Source organism: Mycobacteroides chelonae (assembly GCF_016767715.1).
Classification (GTDB): Bacteria; Actinomycetota; Actinomycetes; order Mycobacteriales; family Mycobacteriaceae; genus Mycobacterium; species Mycobacterium gwanakae.
This window is the reverse complement of record NZ_CP050145.1, coordinates 2,635,505-2,659,329: the sequence shown is the minus strand read 5'-3', so window position 1 is coordinate 2,659,329 and position 23,825 is coordinate 2,635,505. Positions and strand designations below refer to the sequence as shown.

General features: G+C 59.8%; 19 protein-coding genes. 10 read left to right on the top strand and 9 right to left on the bottom strand.

Annotated elements, in window-relative coordinates; all coding sequences use genetic code 11:
• The 4 genes from HBA99_RS13050 to HBA99_RS13035 all read right to left on the bottom strand — a co-directional run bounded on the left by HBA99_RS13050 (position 1) and on the right by HBA99_RS13035 (position 3,398).
• Positions 1 to 684, bottom strand: coding sequence for a phosphatase PAP2 family protein (locus HBA99_RS13050; RefSeq protein ID WP_070952528.1), 684 nt, complete (start codon positions 682 to 684; stop codon positions 1 to 3).
• 424 nt (positions 685 to 1,108) lie between these two features.
• Complete coding sequence (locus HBA99_RS13045; RefSeq protein ID WP_268968093.1) at positions 1,109 to 1,678, bottom strand: GNAT family N-acetyltransferase; 570 nt, start codon at positions 1,676 to 1,678, stop codon at positions 1,109 to 1,111.
• Positions 1,679 to 1,701: 23 nt separating this feature from the next.
• Positions 1,702 to 2,562 carry a universal stress protein gene (locus tag HBA99_RS13040; protein WP_070952526.1) on the bottom strand — a complete coding sequence of 287 codons (861 nt, stop codon included), beginning with the start codon at positions 2,560 to 2,562 and terminating at the stop codon, positions 1,702 to 1,704.
• Positions 2,563 to 2,591: 29 nt separating this feature from the next.
• A complete protein-coding gene (locus tag HBA99_RS13035) occupies positions 2,592 to 3,398 on the bottom strand; it encodes a universal stress protein (protein ID WP_057969717.1) in 807 nt (268 codons plus the stop codon).
• A 251-nt stretch (positions 3,399 to 3,649) separates the two neighbouring features.
• On the opposite strand from HBA99_RS13035, the gene HBA99_RS13030 reads away from it, so the two are divergent.
• A complete protein-coding gene (locus tag HBA99_RS13030; protein ID WP_081347747.1) occupies positions 3,650 to 4,243 on the top strand; it encodes an Rv1733c family protein in 594 nt (197 codons plus the stop codon).
• A 51-nt stretch (positions 4,244 to 4,294) separates the two neighbouring features.
• A complete protein-coding gene (locus tag HBA99_RS13025; protein ID WP_057969719.1) occupies positions 4,295 to 5,296 on the top strand; it encodes a zinc-binding alcohol dehydrogenase family protein in 1,002 nt (333 codons plus the stop codon).
• A gap of 8 nt (positions 5,297 to 5,304) precedes the next feature.
• Here the strand turns inward: HBA99_RS13025 and HBA99_RS13020 are convergent, their stop codons facing one another.
• Entirely contained in the window at positions 5,305 to 6,279 is a 975-nt protein-coding gene (locus HBA99_RS13020; protein ID WP_057969720.1) for an Acg family FMN-binding oxidoreductase, read from the bottom strand.
• Positions 6,280 to 6,489: 210 nt separating this feature from the next.
• Between HBA99_RS13020 and HBA99_RS13015 the strand changes: the two genes are divergently transcribed.
• The 5 genes from HBA99_RS13015 to HBA99_RS12995 all read left to right on the top strand — a co-directional run bounded on the left by HBA99_RS13015 (position 6,490) and on the right by HBA99_RS12995 (position 14,004).
• A complete protein-coding gene (locus HBA99_RS13015; RefSeq protein WP_070952525.1) occupies positions 6,490 to 7,392 on the top strand; it encodes a universal stress protein in 903 nt (300 codons plus the stop codon).
• The gene (locus HBA99_RS13010) at positions 7,392 to 9,797 is read left to right on the top strand and encodes a phosphoketolase family protein (RefSeq protein ID WP_070952524.1); all 2,406 of its coding nucleotides are present in this window, start codon (positions 7,392 to 7,394) and stop codon (positions 9,795 to 9,797) included. The genes HBA99_RS13015 and HBA99_RS13010 overlap by 1 nt, the downstream gene beginning before the upstream one ends.
• Positions 9,794 to 10,453, top strand: coding sequence for a response regulator (locus HBA99_RS13005; protein ID WP_057969723.1), 660 nt, complete (start codon positions 9,794 to 9,796; stop codon positions 10,451 to 10,453). The genes HBA99_RS13010 and HBA99_RS13005 overlap by 4 nt, the downstream gene beginning before the upstream one ends.
• 50 nt (positions 10,454 to 10,503) lie before the next feature.
• Complete coding sequence (locus tag HBA99_RS13000; protein ID WP_057969724.1) at positions 10,504 to 12,222, top strand: sensor histidine kinase; 1,719 nt, start codon at positions 10,504 to 10,506, stop codon at positions 12,220 to 12,222.
• Between the two features lie 99 nt (positions 12,223 to 12,321).
• Complete coding sequence (locus HBA99_RS12995; protein WP_070952523.1) at positions 12,322 to 14,004, top strand: SulP family inorganic anion transporter; 1,683 nt, start codon at positions 12,322 to 12,324, stop codon at positions 14,002 to 14,004.
• Between the two features lie 5 nt (positions 14,005 to 14,009).
• Here HBA99_RS12995 and HBA99_RS12990 read toward each other — a convergent pair whose 3' ends face one another.
• From HBA99_RS12990 to HBA99_RS12980, 3 genes are all read right to left on the bottom strand, one after another.
• On the bottom strand, positions 14,010 to 14,714 hold the full coding sequence (locus HBA99_RS12990) for a VIT1/CCC1 transporter family protein (RefSeq protein ID WP_070952522.1): 705 nt from the start codon (positions 14,712 to 14,714) through the stop codon (positions 14,010 to 14,012).
• Between the two features lie 83 nt (positions 14,715 to 14,797).
• Positions 14,798 to 15,457, bottom strand: a complete 660-nt coding sequence (locus HBA99_RS12985) for a TetR/AcrR family transcriptional regulator (protein WP_070952521.1) — start codon at positions 15,455 to 15,457, stop codon at positions 14,798 to 14,800.
• A gap of 208 nt (positions 15,458 to 15,665) precedes the next feature.
• Positions 15,666 to 16,538, bottom strand: a complete 873-nt coding sequence (locus tag HBA99_RS12980; RefSeq protein ID WP_057969738.1) for a universal stress protein — start codon at positions 16,536 to 16,538, stop codon at positions 15,666 to 15,668.
• 239 nt (positions 16,539 to 16,777) lie between these two features.
• Between HBA99_RS12980 and HBA99_RS12975 the strand changes: the two genes are divergently transcribed.
• Positions 16,778 to 17,671: a universal stress protein gene (locus HBA99_RS12975; RefSeq protein ID WP_070952519.1), complete on the top strand. Its 894-nt coding sequence runs from the start codon at positions 16,778 to 16,780 to the stop codon at positions 17,669 to 17,671.
• Between the two features lie 72 nt (positions 17,672 to 17,743).
• Here the strand turns inward: HBA99_RS12975 and mgtA are convergent, their stop codons facing one another.
• Positions 17,744 to 20,392, bottom strand: coding sequence for a magnesium-translocating P-type ATPase (gene mgtA / locus HBA99_RS12970; protein ID WP_070952518.1), 2,649 nt, complete (start codon positions 20,390 to 20,392; stop codon positions 17,744 to 17,746).
• Between the two features lie 328 nt (positions 20,393 to 20,720).
• Here mgtA and HBA99_RS12965 point away from each other — a divergent pair, with 328 nt between their 5' ends.
• The gene (locus tag HBA99_RS12965; protein ID WP_337251458.1) at positions 20,721 to 22,190 is read left to right on the top strand and encodes a bifunctional aminoglycoside phosphotransferase/ATP-binding protein; all 1,470 of its coding nucleotides are present in this window, start codon (positions 20,721 to 20,723) and stop codon (positions 22,188 to 22,190) included.
• Positions 22,191 to 23,181: 991 nt separating this feature from the next.
• Complete coding sequence (locus tag HBA99_RS24715; RefSeq protein ID WP_324612955.1) at positions 23,182 to 23,781, top strand: DUF5994 family protein; 600 nt, start codon at positions 23,182 to 23,184, stop codon at positions 23,779 to 23,781.
• Positions 23,782 to 23,825: the final 44 nt, after the last annotated feature.

Below are 23,825 nucleotides of genomic sequence, written 5' to 3'. Positions count from 1 at the left end.
TCAGGCCACGGCCCGGGGAGAGTGGGCGGTTGCGTCAGCCCGGTGAAGGACGGCCGCCGCAATGGTCACCACGGCCGTCGCCAACACGACTCCTGCCAAGACATCGACCATCCAATGGTCTCCGAGATAGAGACGACTGCCGGCCACCGACAGCACCGCAGCGATCGTCCCCAATAGCGCCGCATGCCGTCGCCAATCGCGGTACCGGTAAGCGACGACCACGGTCAGTATCCAAGCGAGAGCAGCTGTGCCCGTGACGTGGCCGGAGGGAAAGGACCAGCCGCTTTCGGCAACCAGCTGAGCGTCTCCAGGCGGGCGATGCTCTCCGACAGTCCATTTCGCCACCGCGGCAAGGAGGAATGCGGATCCGACCGCGACTGCGACGGTGGCAGCGGTTCTCACCGAGCGTGTGAAACGCCAGATCACCAGTGCCGCGATGACTGTCGCGATAGACACCGCCGTCGGGCTACCGAGGTGGGTGACGACGACTGCCACCGCGGTGAGCCAACCATGCCGATGAATCTCCAACCAGCCCAACGTGTGGTGATCGACAGCGCTGCCCGAGCCGTAGTGGTGCGCTGTTGCAGCCAATGTCGCGAAGACCACGAACAGCGCTGTTGCCAGAACCGCAGCGATCCGTGTGCTCGTTGTTTCGGGGCGAAGATTTCTCACGCTGAAAGCCATCGCGTCCTTCTCGTTGATTCCGGGACCGACGAATGAGGCTAGATCTCATACCTGAGAATCCGCTGTCAGCATCGGACCGGCCAATCAGGATTCGGGAGAACGCAGGCGCCCTTGGTGTCGCGCAGCCGTGGCTGTGGCGCGGGGCGAGGAGTGACGGGGCAGTAAGGCGAGCAGCCTGGTCACCCGGGACACCCCGGAGGGTATCCCACTCCCAGGTCTGGCGCTGACCAATTCCTTGGCGGCAGCGTTGCGGTGCACCCACTCGCCGTCCTCGGTGATCACGCCAAAGTTGCACTGGGGCTACTTCTTTAGTTGAGCTGTCCCTGTGTGCCTACATCGGATGAATATCAGGCGATCTCGGTCCGCCGGTCAGGTCAGGCCGCCGCCGTTCTTCTCGTCGATGGACTCAGTAATGCAGAGCTCCCTATCGCCGGTTTGGCAGGGCAGCCGTTACGGAGTGGGGCTGGGCGGTGTCGAGGCTTGGTGGCGAGGTGAGTTTCGTCAGTTGAACGCTGAGGTGAAGAACATCGCGACCAGTCTGGTTGACAGTGTGGGGTAATCGTAGTTCGCGCAGCATGACCAGTAGCGCGTGGTTTTCGGCGAGGACGTCTGCGGTGAAGCGCGTGATGCCGTTTCGGAGCGCCAATTCAGCGAGGCGCTTGAGGAGCATGGTGCCAATACCGCGATGTTGATCGGCATGTGCAACCACAAGTGCCACTTCAGCGCTACTTCCACGGGAGATCGCATAGTTCGCGATACCGATCAATCGTTGCCCTTCGAATGCCCCCACTGACAGCTGGTTCTTCGACTGGGTCGTGAGTGAATCGGTGAGATCGCTTAGGGCCGATGAGTGCGTCGTGAAGAACCGCAGGTAGCGCTCTTTTATGGTGAGTTTCGAGTGAACCTCGGCGACAGCGGCGGCATCCTGGGTAGTCAACTGCCTCAAGAGGATTGGCAACCCGTCGAGACTTCGGACAGTTATCGGTGGCGCCATTTCGGGTGACGGCTTGGCGCCGCTCATGATGGGCGCGCGACGACGACGGGAACCCGCGAGGCTTGCGCGACCGCCGAAGCGACCGAGCCGAGCATCATGCCGGTGAATCCGCCCCGCCCGTGACTGCCAACCACGACCAGCTGATTGTGAGCGGACTCCTCGACAAGATAGTGCCTCGCGAGATCGCAGACCACGCGGCGCTCAACGGTTACGTCGGGATACCGCTCCTGCCAACCCGCGAGTCTCTCTGCCAGAGTCTGTTTTTCCTCATTCACTGTGACATCGAGGTCGATCTCCGGCCCGACAACATTCCAGTCGTGCCAGGCATGTACCGCCACGAGAGGGACTTTTCGATGGGATGCCTCGGCGAATGCGATGGCGGTGGCCCGCTCGGAAGCCGGCGATCCATCGATGCCGAGCAACACCGGCAAGCTTTTGTCGGGCACAGCCTCTTGATGAACGACCGCCACCGGGCACGGCGTGTGATGGAGAAGCGCCGTGCTGACTGATCCCAACAAAAGCCTATCCATGGGCCGCAGTCCGCGGCAACCGACCACGAGAATACGTGCGTCTCGCGCCGCCTCCATGAGCACCTGCACTGGGTGTCCAAAGGCAACGTGGCAATGGACCGCGTTGTTGGAGACTGCGTTGACGATTCGCTGCGCCCGCTCCAGCGCCAACTGTGCTTGGCGTTCGCGTGATTGGTAGATCCGTTCACGGCGCTGCTGCTCATGGACGTGGGTTCGCTCGATATCGAACGCGCCCACGAGATGCACGGGTACGCGATACATGGCCGATTCCTGTGCAGCCCAACGTACTGCCGCATCCGAAGAGGGCGACCCGTCGACCCCAACGATAATTGCGGCATTGCTACTTGATGACATTGCCTACCTCCGTCTCGTCAGCTGTGTCACTAATGACGGACTATCAGGATCGTTCGCTCGCCCCGCTCGGGCGATGGACGCATGTGAATGACGTGAGGCACATCGGCGGGTCCGATGACTGCCAGGGATACAGGTTCATCGCATTCGTTCAGGAACCGTCCGATGTCAGCTCGTGTCGCAACCGGATACATCCGTACATCTGGGTGGCGTTCGCGAAGTCCGTCCACCGTGCGATCGAGCTCATCGTGGGGCGAGTCAGCCACATCTTCTTGCCAGGTGCCAACTGCAAGGACCGGGAGATCACGTATGCGTGCCTCATTCATGGCAGCCTCGATGACCTCGTCTGCATCGTGAGGTCCGTTGACTGGCATGGCAATCCACTTCGGGCGCTTATCGACAGACAACTCCGGACGGTGAACGATCGCAACGGGACAATGTGCGCGTATGGCGACGTCAGTTGCTGTTGAGCCAAAGAAGGCGCTTGCCACTCGGCCGATGCCTTCGGAGCCGACGCACATCAGGCTGGCGCCACGTGATTCATCTGCTAGGGCGTCCGAAGCTAAGCCATGACGGATGAAGCATTCGACTTTGACTGCTTTCTCGGTCGCTTGGACTGCGGCAGCGGCCTCGCGCAGCGCGGTCTCCGCGTACTCTTTGTCGATCTGATAGTCATCGACGAAAGATTTGGTGGTGACTGCTATTCGGGTCGCATGGACGAGATGCAACGGGACATCGCGATCGATTGCTTCATCAATCGCCCACGTTGCGGCGTGTACGCCCGCCCGTGAGCCGTCGATGCCGACCACTACTGGGCCGTGCTGATCGATATCAGACATCGCAATCCTCCTTAGGGTGACAGTTCTCGGCGGGGTGTTTCGGCTGACCTGAAGTTAGAACCCGGGCCGGCAGTCCTAACGGAGTCCTAAGTCCCTGATTCCGAGCCAGTTGTATGCGCGTCAGTGAGTCGAAATGCCGACGGAGAACGCGACCAATGACCTGGTGGAATGGAGGCTCCGGGCTCTCGGCCGTAAACGACGGACTTGCCACTATCGGATGGTCCTGATTAATCGTCGGCGTAGGAGTGGGCATGACCGCGTTGATATTTCGGTACTACCGGAACTTGGCGACCCGACTTTTCCGGCGACATCCGTTGATTCGTGGATCCGATCGCCTAGACGCCGCAGTCCAGGTGTTGGGTTGGCTTACGGCAATAGCGATGATCTCAGTAGCGGGCGCCTTCGGAACGGCGATGTACGACGCCGAACGTCGCAACATCTCCGATCAACAGCTTTCACGTCACCAGGTGCAAGCAATAGCGGTCGGTGTGGACAGCGTCGTTGAACACCGCTACAACACCGTCGTGCTGATCCCTGCTGCGTGGGATCACGCGGGAGTGCGGCATCGCGACACCGTGCGGTATGGAAAGGAACTCAACGTTGGAGATCGTTTCTCTATCTGGGTGGACCAATCAGGGCGACATGTGCAGGCACCCATGGCGCCGGAGAGCGCAGTCACGGATGGTGCAGGTTTCGCAACCATGCTCTGGCTGATCTCGGTAGGGCTCATTCTGGGTGTCGTCAGGCAAGTACGGTGGCTCATCGATCGGCATCGATATGCCCGCTGGGATTCAGATTTCGATGCCCTTGTGCATGGCAATGGGTCCAGGAAGAGTGATCATTGATCTCAGAGCATCTCCTGCACGGGAAAGGAAATAGCCGTGGCTCACACGGACATGCTTGCCTGGCAGGTACATCGGCCGGGACCCATCGTCAACGGTCCGCTACGACAAGTGCGTTCCGCGCTTCCCCAGCCGTCACCCGGTGACCTGCTCGTCCGCGTCCTAGCCTGCGGCGTATGTCGCACCGATCTACACGTCGCCGAGGGGGACCTCACCCCACATCGGCCAGATGTTGTGCCGGGACATGAAGTTGTCGCCGAGGTGATTGGAATGGGCGCCGGACTTGGGGACGAATTCTCGATCGGCGACCGCGTCGGTATCGCATGGCTAAGGCATACCTGCGGCGTGTGTCGATACTGCCTGCGAGGCGATGAGAACCTTTGTTCAGAAACGCAATTCACCGGTTGGGACGCTGACGGTGGATATGCCGAATACGCCACCGCGCCGGCCGCGTACGCCTTGGCGCTGCCTCCGGGGTACTCCGATACTGAGCTTGCCCCGCTGCTGTGCGCCGGAATCATCGGATATCGTGCGCTCCTGCGTGCACAACTGCCGCCCGGTGGTCGCCTGGGCATCTACGGATTCGGCGGAAGCGCACACATCACAGCGCAAGTGGCGCTCGCTCAGGGGGCGGAGGTCCACGTCATGACCCGAGGTGTCGGGGCGCGGGCACTCGCTCGCGAGCTCGGGGTCAACTCGGCACAAGGACCGGCCGATAGGCCACCCGTGTCATTGGACGCCGCCATACTGTTCGCGCCGGTGGGTGAACTCGTCATCCCCGCTCTGGAAGCGCTGGATCGCGGCGGTACGTTGGCGATCGCGGGCATACACCTGTCAGATATCCCCGTGCTGAATTATCAGAAACACCTGTTTCAAGAGAAGCAGATCCGATCGGTGACAGCGAACACGCGGGCCGACTCGCGCGCCTTTCTCGATTTCGCCGCATCACATCGCTTACACCTGTCCGGACCTCGTTACGACCTGTGCCATGCCGACCAGGCATTGGCCGATCTCGCCGCTGGCCGGTTCAGCGGCGCCGCCGTGCTCGTCCCATAATTTGGCGGCTACTTGCCGCCGAAATGCAGTACCGCCGATAACGGAAGTCGGGGGGTAGGCGCGGGCACCGGATCCAGCGCGGGCACTGTACCCACCCGAACCACTGCCTGCGGGTAGTCCCGCTGACTTAATTCGCCGACGATTTTCCGGCTTGCCTCCAATTCGGTGACGTGCGTCAGCGTGCAGGTCGCCAGGCCCGCCATGGTCGCCTCCAGTAGTAACGCCGACAGCGCTTCGCCGCAGCGCAGGTAATCGTCAGGAGAGTCCGCGGCGGTCGACAACACGAGAAGAGTCGCCTCATCCTCCTTCACACTGGAGCGCCGCTCGCGGTGTAGCGCCAGAGGAAACGTTCGACCGACATCAACGCGTTCGCTTTCTTCAGCGGATAACAATGAGCTATTGGGGATTCCTTCCGATAACTTGAATGGTGCCGTCCACCAATCAATTTCGGCCCTATATGTCGAATCGTACTGGCGCAGGCCTTCGCTTAACTGAGCGGCTTCGACGACGCGGGGACGGGCGTGAACATCAAGAACATCGAGAAAGGCGCGGTTCCCGACCGCTTGGCGCATCAATTGCTCCGTCACCGCCCAACGTTGCGGTCCTAAAAATGGAAGGCGGTCGGTGTGCCGCCGTTCCAGAGCTCTCAACCGATCGCGATGCGCATCGGTGACATAATGCATCTTCGCGAAATTCATTGTCGCCAAATGTGTTCCGTCGTTGGGGTTGGGAAAATACTCCGGATGCACTATCCACCCTGAAGCTGCAGCGGCCACCCTGAAATGGTCCAGGACCGCGCCACAGCTCATCAACGCTTCTCGCCGCGCAGGATCGATAGTCAGCACACGGGTGAGATCAAGAAAGAGTTTGAGTTCGTCGTCTAACACCCATTTCCACGGTTGGCTGTTGTGGACCGACGGCGCCCGGCACGCCACCTGGACCGCCCTGACCACCACGTCACGATCGAGCAGTACTTGTGCCATCTCGATACCTCCAAGTCTTCGTATGAAGAGGATTCGCCCCAACCGGACACGCAGGTCAGGGCAATTAGTCCCGCGGTTGTGGGCATTCGGACCGCGCCGGAATTACAGGTCCGGGGTCCTGTCCGGAGGGGACTTTCGACCGTAGGGGCATCCGGCCGACCGCAATAGCGTCGTGATCAACAGTTACCGCCACCTACCTCGGAGGACAACATGAACACCACTACACCGCGTCCTTACATCTTGGTAGGGATCGACGGCTCGGCGTCCGCGCTCCATGCGCTCACCTGGGCTGGAGCCGAGGCAGAGCGACGTAACTTACCGCTTCGCCTGGTTCACGTCGTTGACTACGCCAGTTTCGGGTACGGCTTCAACCTTGGTGCGGCGGCAAGTTTTTATGACCATCTGGATTCGGATGGGGCCGCCTTCCTGAGCCAGGCAAAGGACCATGCATATGCCCTGTACCCCAAGCTTGAGGTCTCCACCAGTCAAGTGACAGCGCGGCCCGTACCCACGCTTATCGATCTCTCCGAGGAGGCGCTGCTCACCGTCGTCGGTTCCAGCGGGCTGGGCCGGTTCACGGGAATGCTGGCCGGGTCGGTATCGGTGTCACTGACAGCCAAGGCGCACAGCCCGGTGGTGGTCGTGCGTGAATCAGGCATTCAGGCGGCAGGCCCGATAGTGGTGGGTGTCAGTGAATCAGCATCAAGTGAAGATGCCATCGCCTGGGCCTTTGAGGAGGCATCGATGCGGGGTGCCGAGCTGACGGCGGTGCACGTGTGGAACGAGGTTCCGCCGGGATACGTTTACGCCTACACCGCATGGAGCAAGATGGACTGGATCGCCATCGAGCAGGAACAGGAGCTAATCCTCGCCGAGCGCCTCGCCGGTTGGCAGGAGAAATTCCCCGACGTAACGGTCCACCGCGTACATAGCAAGGGTAATCCAGCAGATGTGCTGCTGCGCTGGGCACAGCACGCCCAATTGATCGTGGTCGGTAGTCGTGGTCGTGGCGATGTAGGGGGCTTCTTCCTCGGCTCAACCAGCCATGCCCTGATCCATCAGTCTGTGTGCCCAGTACTGATCGCACGCGCACATGCATCGGAAGACAAATGATGGTGACTGCGACACGCGGCGCGACCCGCCCTCGGTCGGGTCCGCTATCTGGCGATCAACTCCGGGCAGTCGACGCGCAGTGGCGCGCCGCGAATTACCTCACCGCCGCGCAGATCTATCTGATGGATAACCCGCTGTTGACGCAACCCCTACTGGCAGAACACATCAAGCCCCGACTGCTCGGGCATTGGGGAACTTCACCAGGGCTGAACTTCATCTACGCCCATATGAACCGTGCCATCATCACCCACGACCTGAACGCCATGTATGTCATCGGCCCCGGACACGGCGGCCCGGCACTGTACGCCAACACATGGCTGGAGGGCAGCTACAGCGATGTGCGCCCCGACATCGCCCAGGACGCCGAAGGAATGCGAAAACTTTTCCGGGAGTTCTCGTTTCCCGGCGGCGTGCCCAGCCACGTGGCGCCGCAGATCCCCGGTTCCATCCACGAAGGCGGAGAGCTTGGCTACAGCCTGGCGCATGCCTACGGTGCTGTTCTGGACAACCCAGACCTCATCGCCGTCTGTGTAGTCGGAGACGGCGAAGCCGAAACCGGGCCCTTGGCGACAAGCTGGCATTCCAACAAGTTCCTAAGCCCGGCCACAGACGGCGCGGTTCTGCCAATCCTTCATCTCAACGGCTACAAGATTGCCAACCCGACGGTGCTCGCGAGAATCACCGGTGAAGAACTTGAGGATCTGTTCCGCGGATACGGGTACAGCCCTATCTATGTCAACGGTGACCAACCCGAGGACATGCATCAACAAATGGCTGCTGCCCTGGACAGGGCCGTTATGGAAATCCATGATTTCCAAGTACTTTCGCGCTCCGGCACCTTACATCGGGCGCTCTGGCCGATGATCGTGCTCCGCACTCCCAAGGGCTGGACCGGCCCGGCAATGGTCGACGGTCATCAGGTTGAAGGCACCTGGCGGGCACATCAGGTGCCCCTGCCCAATGTGCGCGAGGACCCGTCACATCTGGAGCAGCTGGACAAGTGGTTGCGGACATACAGGCCAGAAGAGCTCTTCGACAGTCAGGGGCGTCCTTCACGTGTTGTTACCCAAATGATTCCGCAGGGCGACCGCCGCATGGGATCGAATCCGCATGCCAACGGTGGCGCGCTCCTGGCTTCGCTGGCCCTCCCGGATCCAGCGACCTTCGGGGTCGTCACCGGTCAGCCAGGTGCAGTAACCGCATCACCGACTAGGGTACTGGGCCGATACTTGCGCGAACTCATGGTGCGCAACGCCGGCCACAGAAACTTCCGCCTGTTCGGGCCGGACGAAACCGAATCGAACAAACTCGGGGATGTCTATGACGTCACCGACAAGCAGTGGAGCGCGACGATTCTGCCCGGCGATCAGCACCTGGGCCCCGACGGGCGCGTCATGGAAGTACTGTCCGAACATCTGTGCCAAGGCTGGCTGGAAGGCTACTTGCTCACCGGGCGGCACGGTTTGTTCTCCTGCTACGAGGCCTTCACACATATCGTGGATTCGATGGTCAACCAACACGCAAAATGGCTTAAGGTCAGCCGAGAACTGCCGTGGCGCAAACCGATCGCGTCGCTGAACTACTTGCTGACATCGCATGTGTGGCGCCAGGACCATAACGGCTTCTCCCACCAAGACCCAGGTTTCATTGACCATATCGCCAATAAACGCGCCGAGGTGGCCAGGATTTATCTGCCGCCGGATGCCAACACCCTGCTATCGGTTGCCGCCCATTGTCTGGCTAGCCGCGACTACATCAATGTCATCGTGGCCGGCAAGAACTACACGCCGGTATGGCTCAATCCCGAACAGGCAGCCCTGCATTGCGCGCGGGGCGCGGATATCTTCGAGTGGGCGAGCAGTGACGCCGGGGACACACCCGATGTCGTTCTCGCCTGCGCCGGCGATGTCCCGACCATCGAAGTGCTTGCGGCAGTGTCGATATTGCGGAAGCGCCTGTCTGGGTTGAAAATTCGGGTAGTGAATGTTGTTGACCTGTTCCGGCTGCAGTCCGATAGCCAACATCCACACGGCATGAGCGACACCGAATACAACACCCTATTCACCGCGGACCGGCCGGTGATCTTCGCGTTTCATGGATACCCTTCACTGATTCACCGCTTGACGTATCGCCGCGGCGGACATGCGAATCTGCATGTGCGGGGTTACCTGGAAGAAGGCACCACCACGACACCGTTCGACATGTTGGTGCTGAACAAGATGGACCGGTTTCAGTTGGTGATCGATGTCTTGGAGAGGACCCCGGGGCTACTTGAAGATGCAGCTGCCCAACGTCTACGAGACGAAATGGATCAAATCCACGATCGCCATCGTGCGTGGATCCGCACACACGGAGACGACCTCCCCGAAGTGCAGAACTGGCGCTGGGAAGGAGAACGAGAATGATCAGCGTGTTCTTGGTCGATGACCACGAGATCGTGCGATGCGGTGTGGCCGATCTCATCGACGATGAAGAGGACCTGGTTGTGGTGGGGCAGGCCGGAACGGTGGCCGAAGCGATGGTGCGGATTCCTGCCACCAAACCCGATATCGCCGTACTCGACATCCGATTACCGGACGGCAACGGGGTCGAACTATGCCGAGATCTCCGCGCGCTTTGCCCCGAGCTGAACTGTCTGATGCTGACATCATTTACCGACGAGCAGGCGATGCTGGATGCCATCATGGCTGGCGCCGGGGGATACGTCATCAAAGACATCAGAGGCATGGAGCTGCTGTCCGCGATACGCACTGTGGGCTCAGGCCGATCACTTCTCGATAACCGAGCAGCATCAGCCTTGATGGACCGACTACGCGCTGCCGGCGAGGCATCACCGATCGCCGCGCTCACAGAGCAGGAGCAGACGCTGCTGGAACTGATCGGTGAGGGCCTCACCAACCGGCAGATTTCCGGGAGGATGTTCCTTTCGGAAAAGACGATCAAGAATTACGTGTCGAGATTGCTTGCCAAGCTCGGTGTGGAACGACGCACTCAAGCCGCGGTGCTTGCGACCAAACTCGCCGAACGACGCATCTCTGCGGAACGTTTCTCAAGGCATTAAAAATGTGCCGTCGGCTGGTGCGTGTGCACAGGTTCTGTCACAGTTGATACGTGGCCGGCAGGTCGGGTGCCCAGGAATCGGTGACTAAGCAGCTTGCGCATATCCAGCTTAGTGAACTACTGGCCGAGGTGCAGGGGCGCATAGAGCACATCATCACCGAGACCAGGGCTCGTGTCGATGCGCTCCTTGATGCCGTCATGGCAGTCAGCGCCGGTCTGGATCTGGACGTGACTCTTCGCCAGATCGTCAAAGTGGCAACTGAACTCGTGGACGCACAGTATGGCGCACTTGGCGTCCTGGGATCCGAGGGCATGCTCGCTCAGTTCATTTACGAGGGCATCGACGAGCCGACTCGAGAACGTATCGGGCCACTGCCTACCGGACACGGGGTCCTGGGCGTAGTGATTGAAGGAGGTAAGCCGCTGCGGCTCTCTGAGCTTGCCCACCATCCTTCATCGGTGGGATTCCCGCCCAACCACCCACCGATGCACTCGTTTCTTGGCGTACCGGTACAGCTGCGTGGCGAGGTATTCGGCCGCCTGTACCTGACCGAAAAGAACAACGGCGAGGAATTCACAGCTGATGACGAAGTCATCGTGCGGGCCCTGGCCGGCGCTGCGGGGATCGCCATCGAGAATGCCCGCTTGTACGAGGAAGCCCGTCAACGTCAGCAGTGGCTGCAGGCCGTCGGCGAAGTGACCTCTAGGCTGCTCGCGGGGGTCGACCCGGGCCAGGCGCTGCAGCTGATAGCCACACACGCGGCCACCTTGACTGGCGCCGACTACGCGTTGATCGCACTGCCCGCCGGAGCCGGTACCGACGTCGGCGTTGAGGAGCTCGTCGTTGCGGTGTCCGCAGGGGCGGAAGCACAGCACCTCACCGGAATGCGGATTCCTGTCGCCGCGTCGACGTCGGGAGCAGCTTTCCGTGAGCGCGCCCCGCGTACGGTCCCACAGCTTGAATTCGATGTCGCGGCGAGCACCGATATTGAGTTTGGGCCGGCGATGGTGCTCCCGTTGCGGGGGCACGAGTCCACCGCCGGAGTTCTGCTGTTGGTACGTACCGTCAAACGAACGGCATTCGACACCGAGCAGCTCGATATGGCCGCTTCCTTCGCCGACCAGGCAGCGCTGGCGCTGGAGCAGGCCGAGATCCGAACAACCATGAATGAAATGGAGATGCTGTCCGATCGCGACCGCATCGCGCGTGATCTTCATGACCACGTGATCCAACGCCTGTTTGCCATCGGGTTGGCGATGCAGGGCACACACCGCCGGGCGGCTAAGTCGCCCTTAGTGGCCTCGCGCTTGTCGGAGCATATTGATCAGCTGCACAACGTCATCCAGGACATTCGTACGGCAATTTTTGATCTGCATAGTGTTGCCAGAGAAGGTCCGTCACTGCGATCGGCGTTACGCGAGATCATCGCCGAACTGACTGACGAAACCCCATTGAAAGTTGCGGTCCGGTTGACCGGACCGCTCGACGTCATACCTGCCGACATCGCCGAACATGCGTGCGCTGTCGTCCGTGAGGCCGTGAGCAATGCCGTGCGGCATTCGCAAGCGTCAGAGGTTGACGTACTGGTCGCCGTCGGCGACAACGTGACCGTCGACGTGACCGATGATGGAGTCGGCATACCGGCAACCGCTCAGCGGCGGGGATTGCGAAACCTTGAGGCGCGGGCGGCCGCGAGCGGGGGAGCGCTGACCATCAATTCACCGTCTCGCGGCGGCACCAATATCCATTGGTCAGTGCCGTTGCCCTGAGTGCGTGGGCGAATAGGGAACCAGGAGATTCAACCAGTGTGGTGGCAGTGGGTGCCGGCCCAGTGCGCCGTTCAGCCCCATGATGAACGCTGACGCACCATGATCTTCACCATGCGATGGCGGGATTGCGCACCGGGCTTGGCGCAGCTGCAGATCTACCCAAAAAGCTGGCTACGGGGCGATATCCTCGCCGGCATCACGGTTGCGGCCTACCTCATTCCTCAGGTCATGGCGTATGCGACCCTCGCTGGCCTGCAACCGGTCTCGGGTCTCTGGGCTGCGCTGGCCCCCTTGGCCCTCTACGCGGTGATGGGCTCGTCCCGGCAGCTGTCTGTAGGCCCTGAATCCACCACGGCGTTGATGACTGCGGTAGTACTGGCTCCGCTGGCATCCGGAGATATGGCGGCTTACGGTGCCCTGGCGGCCGGGCTCGCATTGCTGGTCGGGGCAGTGTGCTTCCTTGCCGGGATCGCGGGACTCGGTGTACTAGCCAACTTGCTGTCGCATCCAGTCCTGGTCGGATACATGGGTGGAGTCGGAATCACCATGGTAGGCAGCCAGATTGGGATAATCACCGGCACCAGGAACCTTGGTGATCAATTCATCGACCAACTACGATCCTTCGCCGCAGAGATAGGAAAGATCAACTGGCCCACGCTCGTACTCGCCGCCACGGTGCTCATATTGCTCTTTGCGATCGCACGATTAGCACCCCTGGCACCCGGTCCGCTGATCGCAGTGGTGCTGGCGGCAGCTGCCGTAGGGGTCATACCCTCTGCGCGTTCGCACATCGAACTCGTCGGTCAAGTTCCAGCAGGGCTCCCGCATCCGCAGCTACCGCAGATCGGATTCGGCAGCCTGGGCAGTCTCATCATGCCTGCGCTGGCCGTCGCGATCGTCGCCTTCTCCGACAACATCTTGACCGCACGCGCGTTCGGCAACCGTAGGAACGAAGATATCGATGCCAATGCAGAACTACGCGCGCTCGGCCTGTGCAACATCGGATCTGGCTTGACGCAGGGCTTCCCGATTAGTTCCAGCGGGAGTCGCACGGCGTTAGGTGACTCCGCGGGGAGTCGCAGTCAACTGTATTCCTTGGTGACACTCGCGCTTGTGCTGACTGTTCTGCTACTCGCGCACGGCGCATTGGCGCATTTTCCACGCGCAGCACTCGGAGCGCTGATCATTTTTGCTGCCGTCAAACTGATCGACGTATCCGAGTACCGTAGATTCGCCCGCTTTCGGCGCAGCGAGTTGATCATCGCTCTGGCTACAACTCTTGCGGTGCTTGGCGTCGGGGTGCTCTATGGGATTCTGGCGGCGGTGGCGCTCTCGATTCTCGATCTGCTTCGTCGAGTCGCTCATCCACACGACAGCGTGCTCGGGTTCGTCCCGGGCGTGCCCGGAATGCATGATGTCGACGACTATCCGGGTGCACACGCAGTGCCTGGGCTTGTGGTCTACCGATATGACGCGCCACTGTGTTTTGCCAACGCCGAGGACTTTCGCCGGCGTGCGATGGCCGCAGTGGACGCGAACGCGCAACCCGTTGAATGGTTCGTCCTGAACGCGGAAGCGAACGTCGACGTAGACCTCACCGCGTTGGATGCACTGGACCGACTCCGGGAAGACTTGACGAACAAAGGAACGGTATTCGCGATGGCGCGGGTAAAACAGGACCTGCGGGATGCGCTGGCAGCAGCAGGCATGTTGACTCGGATAGGCGAGAACCGAATCTACCTCACGTTGCCTACAGCAATCGAGGCGTTCAACGCGCGCTAGTAAAACTACGAGATTGCTTGTCCTACAATCGTTCCTATGAGGTAGGTGACACCCATAGCAGTTAGGCCGCCGATAGTTACCCGCAGGATTGCACGTGGCCGGCTTGCTTGGCCAATGGTGGCACTGACCCACCCGGTGAGAAGTAGAGCGATGCAGACTGCGACCACTGTCACCGGAATTCGCCAAGCTGGTGACGGCGCAAGGATGGCAATCATGGGAAGAACAGCGCCGGTCAAGAACGATATGGCCGACGACAACGCAGCATGCCAGGGGTTCGTCAGCTCGTGCGGATCGATCCCCAATTCCGCATCGGCGTGTGCAGCGAACGCATCGTGTGCGGTCAGCTCCGCAGCCACCTGTCGGGCGGTGACAGGGGAGAGGCCTTTTGATTCATAGATCGACGCAAGCTCTGTGAGCTCCTGGGCAGGCAGATCCCGTAGTTCTTTTCGTTCCTTGTCGAGAAGTGCCCGCTCGGTATCGCGTTGCGTGCTGACGGATACATATTCGCCTAATGCCATAGAGACGGCACCAGCGGCGACACCCGCCAGGCCGGCGGTCAAGATTGGAGCACGCTCGATGGTCGCGGCGGCGACCCCGACCACCATGCCGGCCGTCGATACGATGCCGTCGTTGGCACCCAAAACACCCGCGCGTAACCAGTTCAGCCGACTCCCTGTGCTCGCCTGATGCGGTTCGCCAGAATGCTCCATCGTCCTGTCAATCACAGCTCACCTAAACAATTCTGAACTTTCTTGTCTAGCAAGCCAGTACACACTTACCTGTGCGCTGGACTCTAGGTTGCTAACTGCTGCTCATTCTCGGAACGGGCTAAGAAGGCCTCATACATCGCACTGCCGGCAAGCAGGCCGTTCGTATAAAGCTCCAGCGCGGGCATGATCATGTCCCGGCCGTAGTCCCGCAGAACGGCTGTCATGTCGTCAGGGGTCTGGTGCATGTGCAGGTACAGGAGAAACCCGCCGCCCCCGTTGAGCGCCAAGAAGCGGGCTCGCGCCTTCGGATCGCGGCTGGGCAGGACGGTGCCCATGTGGACGGCATCTTCGAGATATGCCTCGGCGTTGTCGATCATCTGTTGCATCAAAGTGCGGCCGAGCTGTCCACCCGAGATCATGCTGCGGGCCAGGTAACGCATCATCGGGGCATATGAGTCGATATGGGCGAGTCGCCGGAACCAGTCGTCCGGCGACATGGACTGCAAGGCTTCTGATTTCGATTCCTTGATGGATTCCAAGACGTGGGCGTCGCATGCACTGCGAAGATCTCCGGCCGTGCCTACCAACTCGATTGTTAGCTCTAGACCGACGCCGGCCTCTTGTGCGATCGACACCAAATCGGTGTCGAATCCCTTCCTGCCGAACTGCTCGATGGCTACATCGCGGATTCGCGTGAGTAGGGCCTGTTGATAGTCCGGATCGGCTGGTGTGAGAGTGTCCATGATGCGCTTCCTTTCATATATTGTGTTGTGCGCCAGTGCGTATCGCCGCGATCGCAGCAATCGTCAACTCAGCAAGAATCCCCAATGTCAGCTCCGCGAGTGCCGAGACTCGTGCTGAAAAACTGATGTCGGGATCGCGTCCGCAAACCCGAGCGGCCAGGTACCGATAGAACTCGAGAATCAGCATGTCCACGACGACCTCCAGCTGCTAATGGCCTCTGGTCACGATCACCGGGGCGTGCGATGCGTGTAGAACATTTCGGCTCACAGACCCCAGCAACATACCTGCGAATCCACCGCGTCCGTGACTGCCGACGACAACGAGTTGCGCATTCCGTGAATGCTCGATCAGCCAACGGCCCGGGTGCGCTTTCACCAGCTTGCGAATCACCTTCACGTCCGGATAGCGCTCCTGCCAGCCCGCTAATCGCTCACCCAGTAGCTCGTTTGCTTGCTCGCGCTCCAGACGCCAGTCGAACTCTGGGGCCGTGTCCAAAACGTCCACCCATGCGTGCATCGCCACCAAGGGCACGCCCCGATGCGACGCTTCATCGAACGCTAAGGCAATGGCCGACTCAGAGATTGGCGACCCATCGATACCGACAATGACCGGACCATCCTGATTGCGGTCGGGTTCCTCCTGGACGACCGCTACCGGGCAGTGTGCGTAGCGCGCCAACCCCGAACTCACCGAGCCAGCCATGAGGCGATCGAACGTACCCAGACCGCGTCGGCCGACGACCAATACACGCGAGTCTTTCGAGATATCCGCGATCGCAGGAACGGGCTTGCCGAAGATCAGATCGGTTCGTATCTCCGGCAGTGCAGCGCCCACCGCATCCTCCGCAATAGTCTGAGCACGCCTCAACACCTCCTCGCAGTGATGGCGCTGCCACCGGTAAACGCGGTCTTGGGTGGCGGGGTCACGAATGTACAGATAGTCGCGACTGACAACTGAGACGATCGTCAGATGGTCGCGGCGCAGCGCCGCCTCGTGGGCGGCCCAACGGACCGCCGCCGCAGCCTCTGCAGAGCCATCCACGGCAACGACAACACCAGCTTTTTGCGTGAATTCGTACATGACAAGCACTTCCTTTCACCGGTATCTTCTACGCAGGTTAGGGGTCATTCCGTGCCGAGTACTGGGGTCTGCGGTCCCTCCCACGTCGCCATTGGTCACCCGGTGTGAGCTATGCGTCGCGGACTTTTGTCCTCACGGGAACGGACGCTTGGCACTAATTACTATTTGCGAATCCGTAGATGCTTATTACTAACGCAGCAATGTATTGCGAATTAAGCGCACCGCGGAAGGCTAATGTGATGCGAGACAATGGAACCGCGAACAAGGGTCGACAGCACCCGGTCGATCATGAGGACCATAAACCCGCAGCGGCAGTGGTCGTGGGCGTCGACGGATCGCATCGGGCCATAGCGGCCGCGCTGTGGGCGGTAGACGAAGCAGTAAATCGGGACATCCCTTTGCGTCTCGTATTCGCTATCGAGCCTCGACCCCCGTCAAGCGAGGATATCTACGCGGCCTACGACATCGCGACCGCCGAGATTGCCACCCAGGGCGCGGTACTCGCTGTGCAGTCATGCGACAAGCCTGTCAAGCTGGAAGTGGAGATTCTTCAAGGCACGGCATTAGACGTGCTGATTCGGCAGTCTCATTCTGCAGCCTTGGTATGTGTTGGGGCACTGAGTCGTGAACGCGCGGCAGACCACAGAACAACGTCCACCGCCGCCGCGTTGTCAAGACTGGCGCAGTGTCCCGTTGTGGTTGTGCGAGGACAGGAGTATGCCTCCGGAAGGCAGGGCAGCGTCATCATCGAGTTCGAAGATTCACTGGATTTCGATGATGTGCTGATGCAGGGTCTGAGCGCCGCGACGCTACGAAACGCCGGTGTCCGCGTCATCGCGTGCCGAGCGCGTCAAGGCAACGGTACCTTCCGCGCTGATGCCGACGTCCTGCGGGCACACCTAGAAAAGCTCCTCGAACCATGGCGCAATAAACACCCCGACGCCGCCATCGACGTCGTCATATCGTCAAGTAAAATAACCGAATATATTGCGCACGAGCGTGATTCAGTACAGCTGCTGGTAGTTGGACGTCACCGCAAACAGGGACTGTCCGAGCTGATTGCCCCCTTACCATCTGCCACACACCACAGTGCCTACTCTGTGATGATCGGCGGTCTCCAGCGGGCACTGTAGGCCTCGCACTCGATGCCACATATGTCTGAGTAGGTGGAGACCTCACCTGTGCAAGGTGTGAACCAACCGGTTTCAACTTCTGGGGTTCCAGGAATGCGCAACACTGAAGCGTGTTGCGCGACGCGTGACGTGGTACTGCTCATCCTGCTGTTTAGTTATACGGATCGTAGTTTGTGCGGTGCTGTAGAAGAGCTTCTTTCCTGCCTCGATGAGAACGAGGTAGCAGACGACCATGAGCGCTAATGCCGCGAAGAAGCCAAGCGGCAGTGGGTGAAAACCGAGGCTGTTGGCCAGGGGAGTTGCTGGTATCAGTACCCCGACGGCAACAACCCCGAGCGCCGAAAGTACCAGCGGCATACTGGGGGTGCTGCGAAAGAACGGTATTCGTCTGGTGCGTATTGCGAAGATCACCAGGATCTGAGTAGCGAGAGATTCAATAAACCAGCCGGAGCGGAATTGTGTAGGCCCGGAATGGAATACCCACAGCATGACCCCAAAGGTGACGAAGTCAAACAGCGAGCTGATCGGGCCGAAGTACATCATGAACCGTCGGATGAAACCGATGTTCCATCGCGACGGCCGGGCGAGTTGCTCGATATCCACCTCGTCGGTCGGGATTGCCAACTGACTGGTGTCGTACAGCAAGTTGTTCAACAGAATCTGCGAAGGAAGCATGGGCAGAAAGTTGAGGAACAATGAGGCCCCAGCCGCGCTGAACATATTTCCGAAGTTGCTAGAAGTGCCCATCAGGATGTACTTGATGGTGTTGGCGAAGATTCGCCGGCCTTCGACCACACCGTCTGCGAGGACATCGAGGTTCTTTTCCAGCAAAATGACATCTGCGGCGTCCTTGGCGACATCGCTCGCCGAGTCAACGGAGATTCCAATATCGGCGGCGTGCAACGCGAGCGCGTCGTTGACGCCATCGCCGAGGAACCCGACGTCAACACCAGTCAGGCGCTGCACGCGTACAACACGGGCCTTATCTTCAGGACTGACTCGGGCGAAGATTGTGGTGTTCTGGATGACGTCTCCGAGGTGCTGATCGTCGATGGCTTCCAGATCAGCGCCAGTGAGGGTGCCCGCTACGGGCAGTCCAAGTTCCTGACAGATCTTGAGAGCAACCGCCGGACTATCGCCGGTGACAATCTTGACCGATATGTGTAGGTCTGCCAACCGCTGTAGGGCTGCGGACGCACCGGGTTTCGGTGCATCCAAGAAGACCAATAACCCGGCGAATCGTAAGTCGCGCTCGTCTTGAGGGCTTGGTGTCGCTAGATCCGCACCAGAGCGAGTGGCCACCGCCACGACCCGGTTTCCCGCGGCGAACTCAGCAGCGAGCGCCGCGTGCGCCTGCGGCGGGACATCGTGGCACCTGCCAAGAACCGCTTCGGGTGCGCCCTTGGTTACTAGGGTCCGTCGGCCAGCTGTATCGGCGACCAACACCGAAGTCATCCGACGCTCGTGATCGAAAGGAACTACTGCGAGCACCTGATGACCCGTGACCTCGTCTCGATGCCTGGCTGATTGAGATGACTCCCATAACGCCAGATCCAGCGCGTTTCCGCCGAGCACCGCAGAGCCTTCTAAATGTACCTCGGTACAGATTAGGCCCCATTTCAGTGCCTCATCAGATAGGCCGCCATCGGGGCCAAGCGACCGCATGAAGCTGATCCGCCCCTCGGTCAATGTGCCGGTCTTATCGGTGAACAGGACGCCCACATTGCCCAGATCCTCAATGCACACGAGCCGTTTCACCAGGACCTTGAGTCGAGCCATTCGCCGGGATCCGGCAGCCAAGCACGTGGCGACAATTGCAGGTAGCAGCTGCGGGGTGATCCCGACCGCAATCGCTAATGAGAACAGCAGCGCATCGATTACTGGCCTGTGCAGCGTGAGATTGACACAGAAGGTAAAGGTCGCCAATACACCGGCGACCCGAACCAAAAGCATCGAGAAACTGCGCAGACCCGCCTGGAATTGCGTTTCGGGGTAACGGGTGTCCAATCCCGATGCGATACGGCCAAATTCCGCGCGCCGACCTGTCGAGACCACAACGCCTCGTCCGCTACCCGCATGCACCACGGTGCCCATCAATGCGCAGTTAGACAACTCCGCCAGAGGCAGCTTCGCGCGGCATTGGCCTGCTGCCTTCTCTGCCGGTAAAGATTCACCAGTGAGCACCGACTCGTCGCACTCCAATTCCGTGGCCGACAACAACCTCAGGTCGGCGGGTACAAGGTCGCCTAGACGCAGCTCCAGCACGTCGCCGAGTGCTAGCTCAGTTACATCCACCAAAACTTGATGACCGTCCCGCGCAACCAATGCACGGTGGTGGATCTGCGACTGCAGCGACTCAGCGGTTTTCGCCGCCCGGTACTCATTGCCGAATCCCAGGCCGACCGAGAGCGCCACGATCACCCCGATCACCAACGCGTCGGCACCTTCCCCCAAGAAGAACGACATGGTTGCCGCAGCGATGAGCAGGCCCAACAACGGGGATCGGAGCTGACGCCACAACACCGTCGCTATCCGCGCCCGATGCGAATACACGGCATTTGGCCCGTATGCGAGGATCCGGTGGCGCGCCTCCTCATGCGATAACCCGTGTTCGCTGGACGCTAGACGCGACAGCACCTGATCTGCCGACAACGCACTCGCGAGACGAATATCTAACGGTTCCGTCCCGGTAGTCAGTGGGGCACTAGTCCTGGTGCTCATTCGCACAGATCAAAAGCGAAGCAAGCGATCTCGTCGAAATACACGACGGACAGGGACGATCAAGGACCTTCGGTGTTCTTAGCATCGGCTGCTCCCGTTTAGATGGGTCAACTCGTACTATCACCGCGGCATCACATCAACAGAAGGGGCTTTCGTCCCGAGTCAGGCGACTGGGACCGACAGTTTCATGCCAAGGGGTGCCTCTACTCAGTTCGGCGGAAACAAGCATCAATGAAAGAGTCCCAAGGCCTCGATATCGTAGCCACCGCGGACGATCATGGGAGCTGTGAACGCTAGTCGACCACGCACTGATCAGACTCCCGAAATATTGGCGCCCAGCGACACCGCCGGCGCGCAAATCCATGAAACACACACGGGGATCGTGATCTTAATCGGGGACTTCGCTTACAAGGTGAAAAAGTCGTTGACGACTGATTTCCTTGACTTCAGTACCGTGAAATTACGTGAAAGTGCTTGCAAACGAGAGGTTTTCCTGAATCGCCGGATGGCGCCGGAAAGCTACCTAGGCGTCGCCTACCTGTCCGGCCCGCCGTCCGGTAACAGCGAGCCCGTGATAGTGATGCGTCGCTATCCAGACTCTGCGCGATTAGCCACGATGGTGAGAACGGGAGTAGATGTCGAACTACATCTTGTAGCAATCGCTGAGTTGCTGGCACGCTTTCACGTAACAGCTGAACGTGGTGCCCCAATCAGCGAATCCGGAACAGTTGACGCCATCACGGCCCGCTGGCAAGAGAACCTCACCGTCCTGGCTGACGTCGCCGGATCCATGGTGGCGGATGATGCCCTTGATGAAATGCGCAAATTATCAATAGAATTCATCAATGGTCGACATCTGCTGTTCGACGAGCGCATCGAAAGTGGTCTGATCGTCGATGGCCACGGTGACCTGCTGGCTGAGGACATCTTCTACACATCCACCGGCCCTGTTCCATTGGACTGCCTAGAGTTCGACGACACTCTGCGCTACGTCGATTGTGTCGACGACGCCGCGTTCCTAGCGATGGATCTGGAGTTTCTCGGGCGCACCGATTTAGCCGACTACTTCATCGAACAGTACATGCGCGCCTGCGGAATCGATACTCCACAATCACTGTGGCATTTCTATATCGCTTACCGCGCGACGGTGCGCGCGAAGGTGGACTGTATCCGGTTCACGCAGGGGCGTACCGAGTCGGCGCGGGACGCGACCTCTCACCTGGAGTTGGCACTTGAGCACCTTCGCGCCGGCGCAGTCCGCCTGATCCGAATCGGCGGCGGGCCGGGCACCGGAAAAACAACGCTCGCTAAAGCCCTTTCGCAAGAAAATGGGGCACAGATAATTTCAACTGACACAGTGCGCCGACAGCTACAGGAGCAAGGTGTCATCACCGGTGATCCGGGCACCCTTGATAGCGGCCTGTACTCCGCACAGAACGTTTCAACGGTGTACGAGACGGTGTTGCAGCGTGCGCGGATGCTGCTGATGCGAGGCGAGTCGGTGATCCTCGACGGGACATGGCGCAATCCTTATCAACAGGAGCAAACCCGCCACCTCGCCAGCGAAACACATTCCGTGCTATACGAATTCGAATGCCACCTGCCGGTATCGATTGCCCAGGAGAGAATTGCTCATCGCGGACGCACCATCTCGGACGCCACACCCGCAATCGCTGCGGCCCTTAACGCCGACGAGGAAAGATCGCACATGGCATATCGCATCGACACCAGCCAGCCCATCGGGGAGTCAATAGCTCAGATCGCAGCCGTATGCAATGCCGCCCCCAAAAACCAATAGGGATGCCCAAACATGCGCAACAACACGCATTGGGGATAACGGAGTCAAACAGGTTGCCGGGCAGGCAGATTCATGATATTTTCGTCACTGTGACGTAACGATAGGCCGTACTTACTTCGCCCAGCGGTAGGGTAGGCAACGGCGCATCGGCGGCCCGACCGATCGCGCCCGGCCCATGGAGGAGTTCAGCGGTTAGCGGACGGATCGTTCGAAGGGGTTTCGATCACGAAAAATCTGCGTATGCCATTTCTTGATGGGGCATCCATCCTCTAGCAGCCAAACGGGTTCAAGTGTCCGTTCTCAAATGATCTGTCGCAGATTATTCGACAAAAGCCGCTACTGAACAGGGTTGCGACAGATTAAGCGAGAACTCATTTCACCGTTGATGACCCAGTGGTTCTCATTTGATCTGTCACAAGTCCACTCGAGCGGGCTCGCGTCGCCAACGTCACTGGCTTGATGCCAGAACGGTTCCGCGCAATCCGGTGGTGTTGCGGTGGAGCGCACCTGAGGCGAGGGTGTTGCGTCGGGTGTTTGAAACCAGCGGTGACCTCGGATTGACGTTCAACCAGTCAGTTTCCTGCCAAGGCTACGGCCGAGGCAGGTGCTGTCGGTACTTGACCTGCGGTACCGCAGATCGATTGAAGATATTGGCGCTTGGTTCCTTGATCAGTTTGATCTAAGGCAGCTTGACTTGATCTGTTGTCCGTTTGCCATTCGTGTACGAATAATCTTGCATACTCGATTTTGAACTAATTGTTGTGTCCTGGGCTGTCGTCGGTGGAAAACAAGCAACCGTCCACGCATCGCAGCCCATACAGGCCAGCCGAGACGCACCCGACCGGGTCAGCGGGGCCCTGACCGTAAATTGTCAGCGGCACAAGGTGCAATCCGCAAGTGCTGCCCGAAACTAGTCCGCTGCTTATGTGCTCCTTCCAGAGGAATGGGGGTAGGGTGAGGGTACGGCGAGATATTTGGTGCCCGCTCATCCATGGGTGTGACCGTGCCGACGATTCGGCCCCGTGCGCGGAGCCAAAGCAAGGAGCGTCCGATGACGCGTCAGCTGTTTTCAAAACCACGATGCGGGCCTGCCGTGCGTCTTCGGTTAAAGCCAAAAGCGTCACCTAGTGGATATGTCGACGGCGCCTGGTGGCCTTACTCGAAAGACTTGATGATCGAGCTGCCATCGCTGCTCCGGGTACTTACTGTTCGCTTGGGCACCATTGACCGCGTGGTTTACCGAGTGTCAGAGTGGACATCGAGCTCGCGGCGCATGCTGTTTCGGGATCGCCGCGCACATTTGAACTGGTCACTCATTCAGCCACCTAACACAATCAGTATCCAAGGTGCTCATGGGATCCATCTGAACCTCTTGGTAATAGCCCCAGATGCCCAGGCAAGTGGTGCTCACAGCGCCATGATGGCTGCGGCAGCACCGGGCAGCTGCGCAACTGTCGCTCAGCTGCTACCAGCCCACGACATGCCCGTCTGTACCGACATGTTTGAGGCGCAAGACCGATGGGACACCGAAGGTGGGACGTTAGGCGCTGAACATCGAACCAATCGCTCTGTGAGCACCAGGCGCCGGTAATGCGCGGCAGTCACAACAACCGCACCATCGCGGTACTTGAAACC

Bases quoted from the DNA above. Each gene is read 5' to 3' on its own strand.
- HBA99_RS13040 (WP_070952526.1), bottom strand. From the start codon at position 2,562: ATGTCATCAAGTAGCAATGCCGCAATTATCGTTGGGGTCGACGGGTCG.
- HBA99_RS12990 (WP_070952522.1), bottom strand. From the start codon at position 14,714: ATGGAGCATTCTGGCGAACCGCATCAGGCGAGCACAGGGAGTCGGCTG.
- HBA99_RS13010 (WP_070952524.1), top strand. From the start codon at position 7,392: ATGGTGACTGCGACACGCGGCGCGACCCGCCCTCGGTCGGGTCCGCTA.
- HBA99_RS12985 (WP_070952521.1), bottom strand. From the start codon at position 15,457: ATGGACACTCTCACACCAGCCGATCCGGACTATCAACAGGCCCTACTC.
- HBA99_RS13015 (WP_070952525.1), top strand. From the start codon at position 6,490: ATGAACACCACTACACCGCGTCCTTACATCTTGGTAGGGATCGACGGC.
- HBA99_RS13005 (WP_057969723.1), top strand. From the start codon at position 9,794: ATGATCAGCGTGTTCTTGGTCGATGACCACGAGATCGTGCGATGCGGT.
- HBA99_RS13030 (WP_081347747.1), top strand. From the start codon at position 3,650: ATGACCGCGTTGATATTTCGGTACTACCGGAACTTGGCGACCCGACTT.
- HBA99_RS13045 (WP_268968093.1), bottom strand. From the start codon at position 1,678: ATGGCGCCACCGATAACTGTCCGAAGTCTCGACGGGTTGCCAATCCTC.
- HBA99_RS12975 (WP_070952519.1), top strand. From the start codon at position 16,778: ATGCGAGACAATGGAACCGCGAACAAGGGTCGACAGCACCCGGTCGAT.
- mgtA (WP_070952518.1), bottom strand. From the start codon at position 20,392: ATGAGCACCAGGACTAGTGCCCCACTGACTACCGGGACGGAACCGTTA.
- HBA99_RS13025 (WP_057969719.1), top strand. From the start codon at position 4,295: ATGCTTGCCTGGCAGGTACATCGGCCGGGACCCATCGTCAACGGTCCG.
- HBA99_RS24715 (WP_324612955.1), top strand. From the start codon at position 23,182: ATGGGTGTGACCGTGCCGACGATTCGGCCCCGTGCGCGGAGCCAAAGC.
- HBA99_RS12980 (WP_057969738.1), bottom strand. From the start codon at position 16,538: ATGTACGAATTCACGCAAAAAGCTGGTGTTGTCGTTGCCGTGGATGGC.
- HBA99_RS12995 (WP_070952523.1), top strand. From the start codon at position 12,322: ATGATCTTCACCATGCGATGGCGGGATTGCGCACCGGGCTTGGCGCAG.
- HBA99_RS13020 (WP_057969720.1), bottom strand. From the start codon at position 6,279: ATGGCACAAGTACTGCTCGATCGTGACGTGGTGGTCAGGGCGGTCCAG.
- HBA99_RS13035 (WP_057969717.1), bottom strand. From the start codon at position 3,398: ATGTCTGATATCGATCAGCACGGCCCAGTAGTGGTCGGCATCGACGGC.
- HBA99_RS13050 (WP_070952528.1), bottom strand. From the start codon at position 684: ATGGCTTTCAGCGTGAGAAATCTTCGCCCCGAAACAACGAGCACACGG.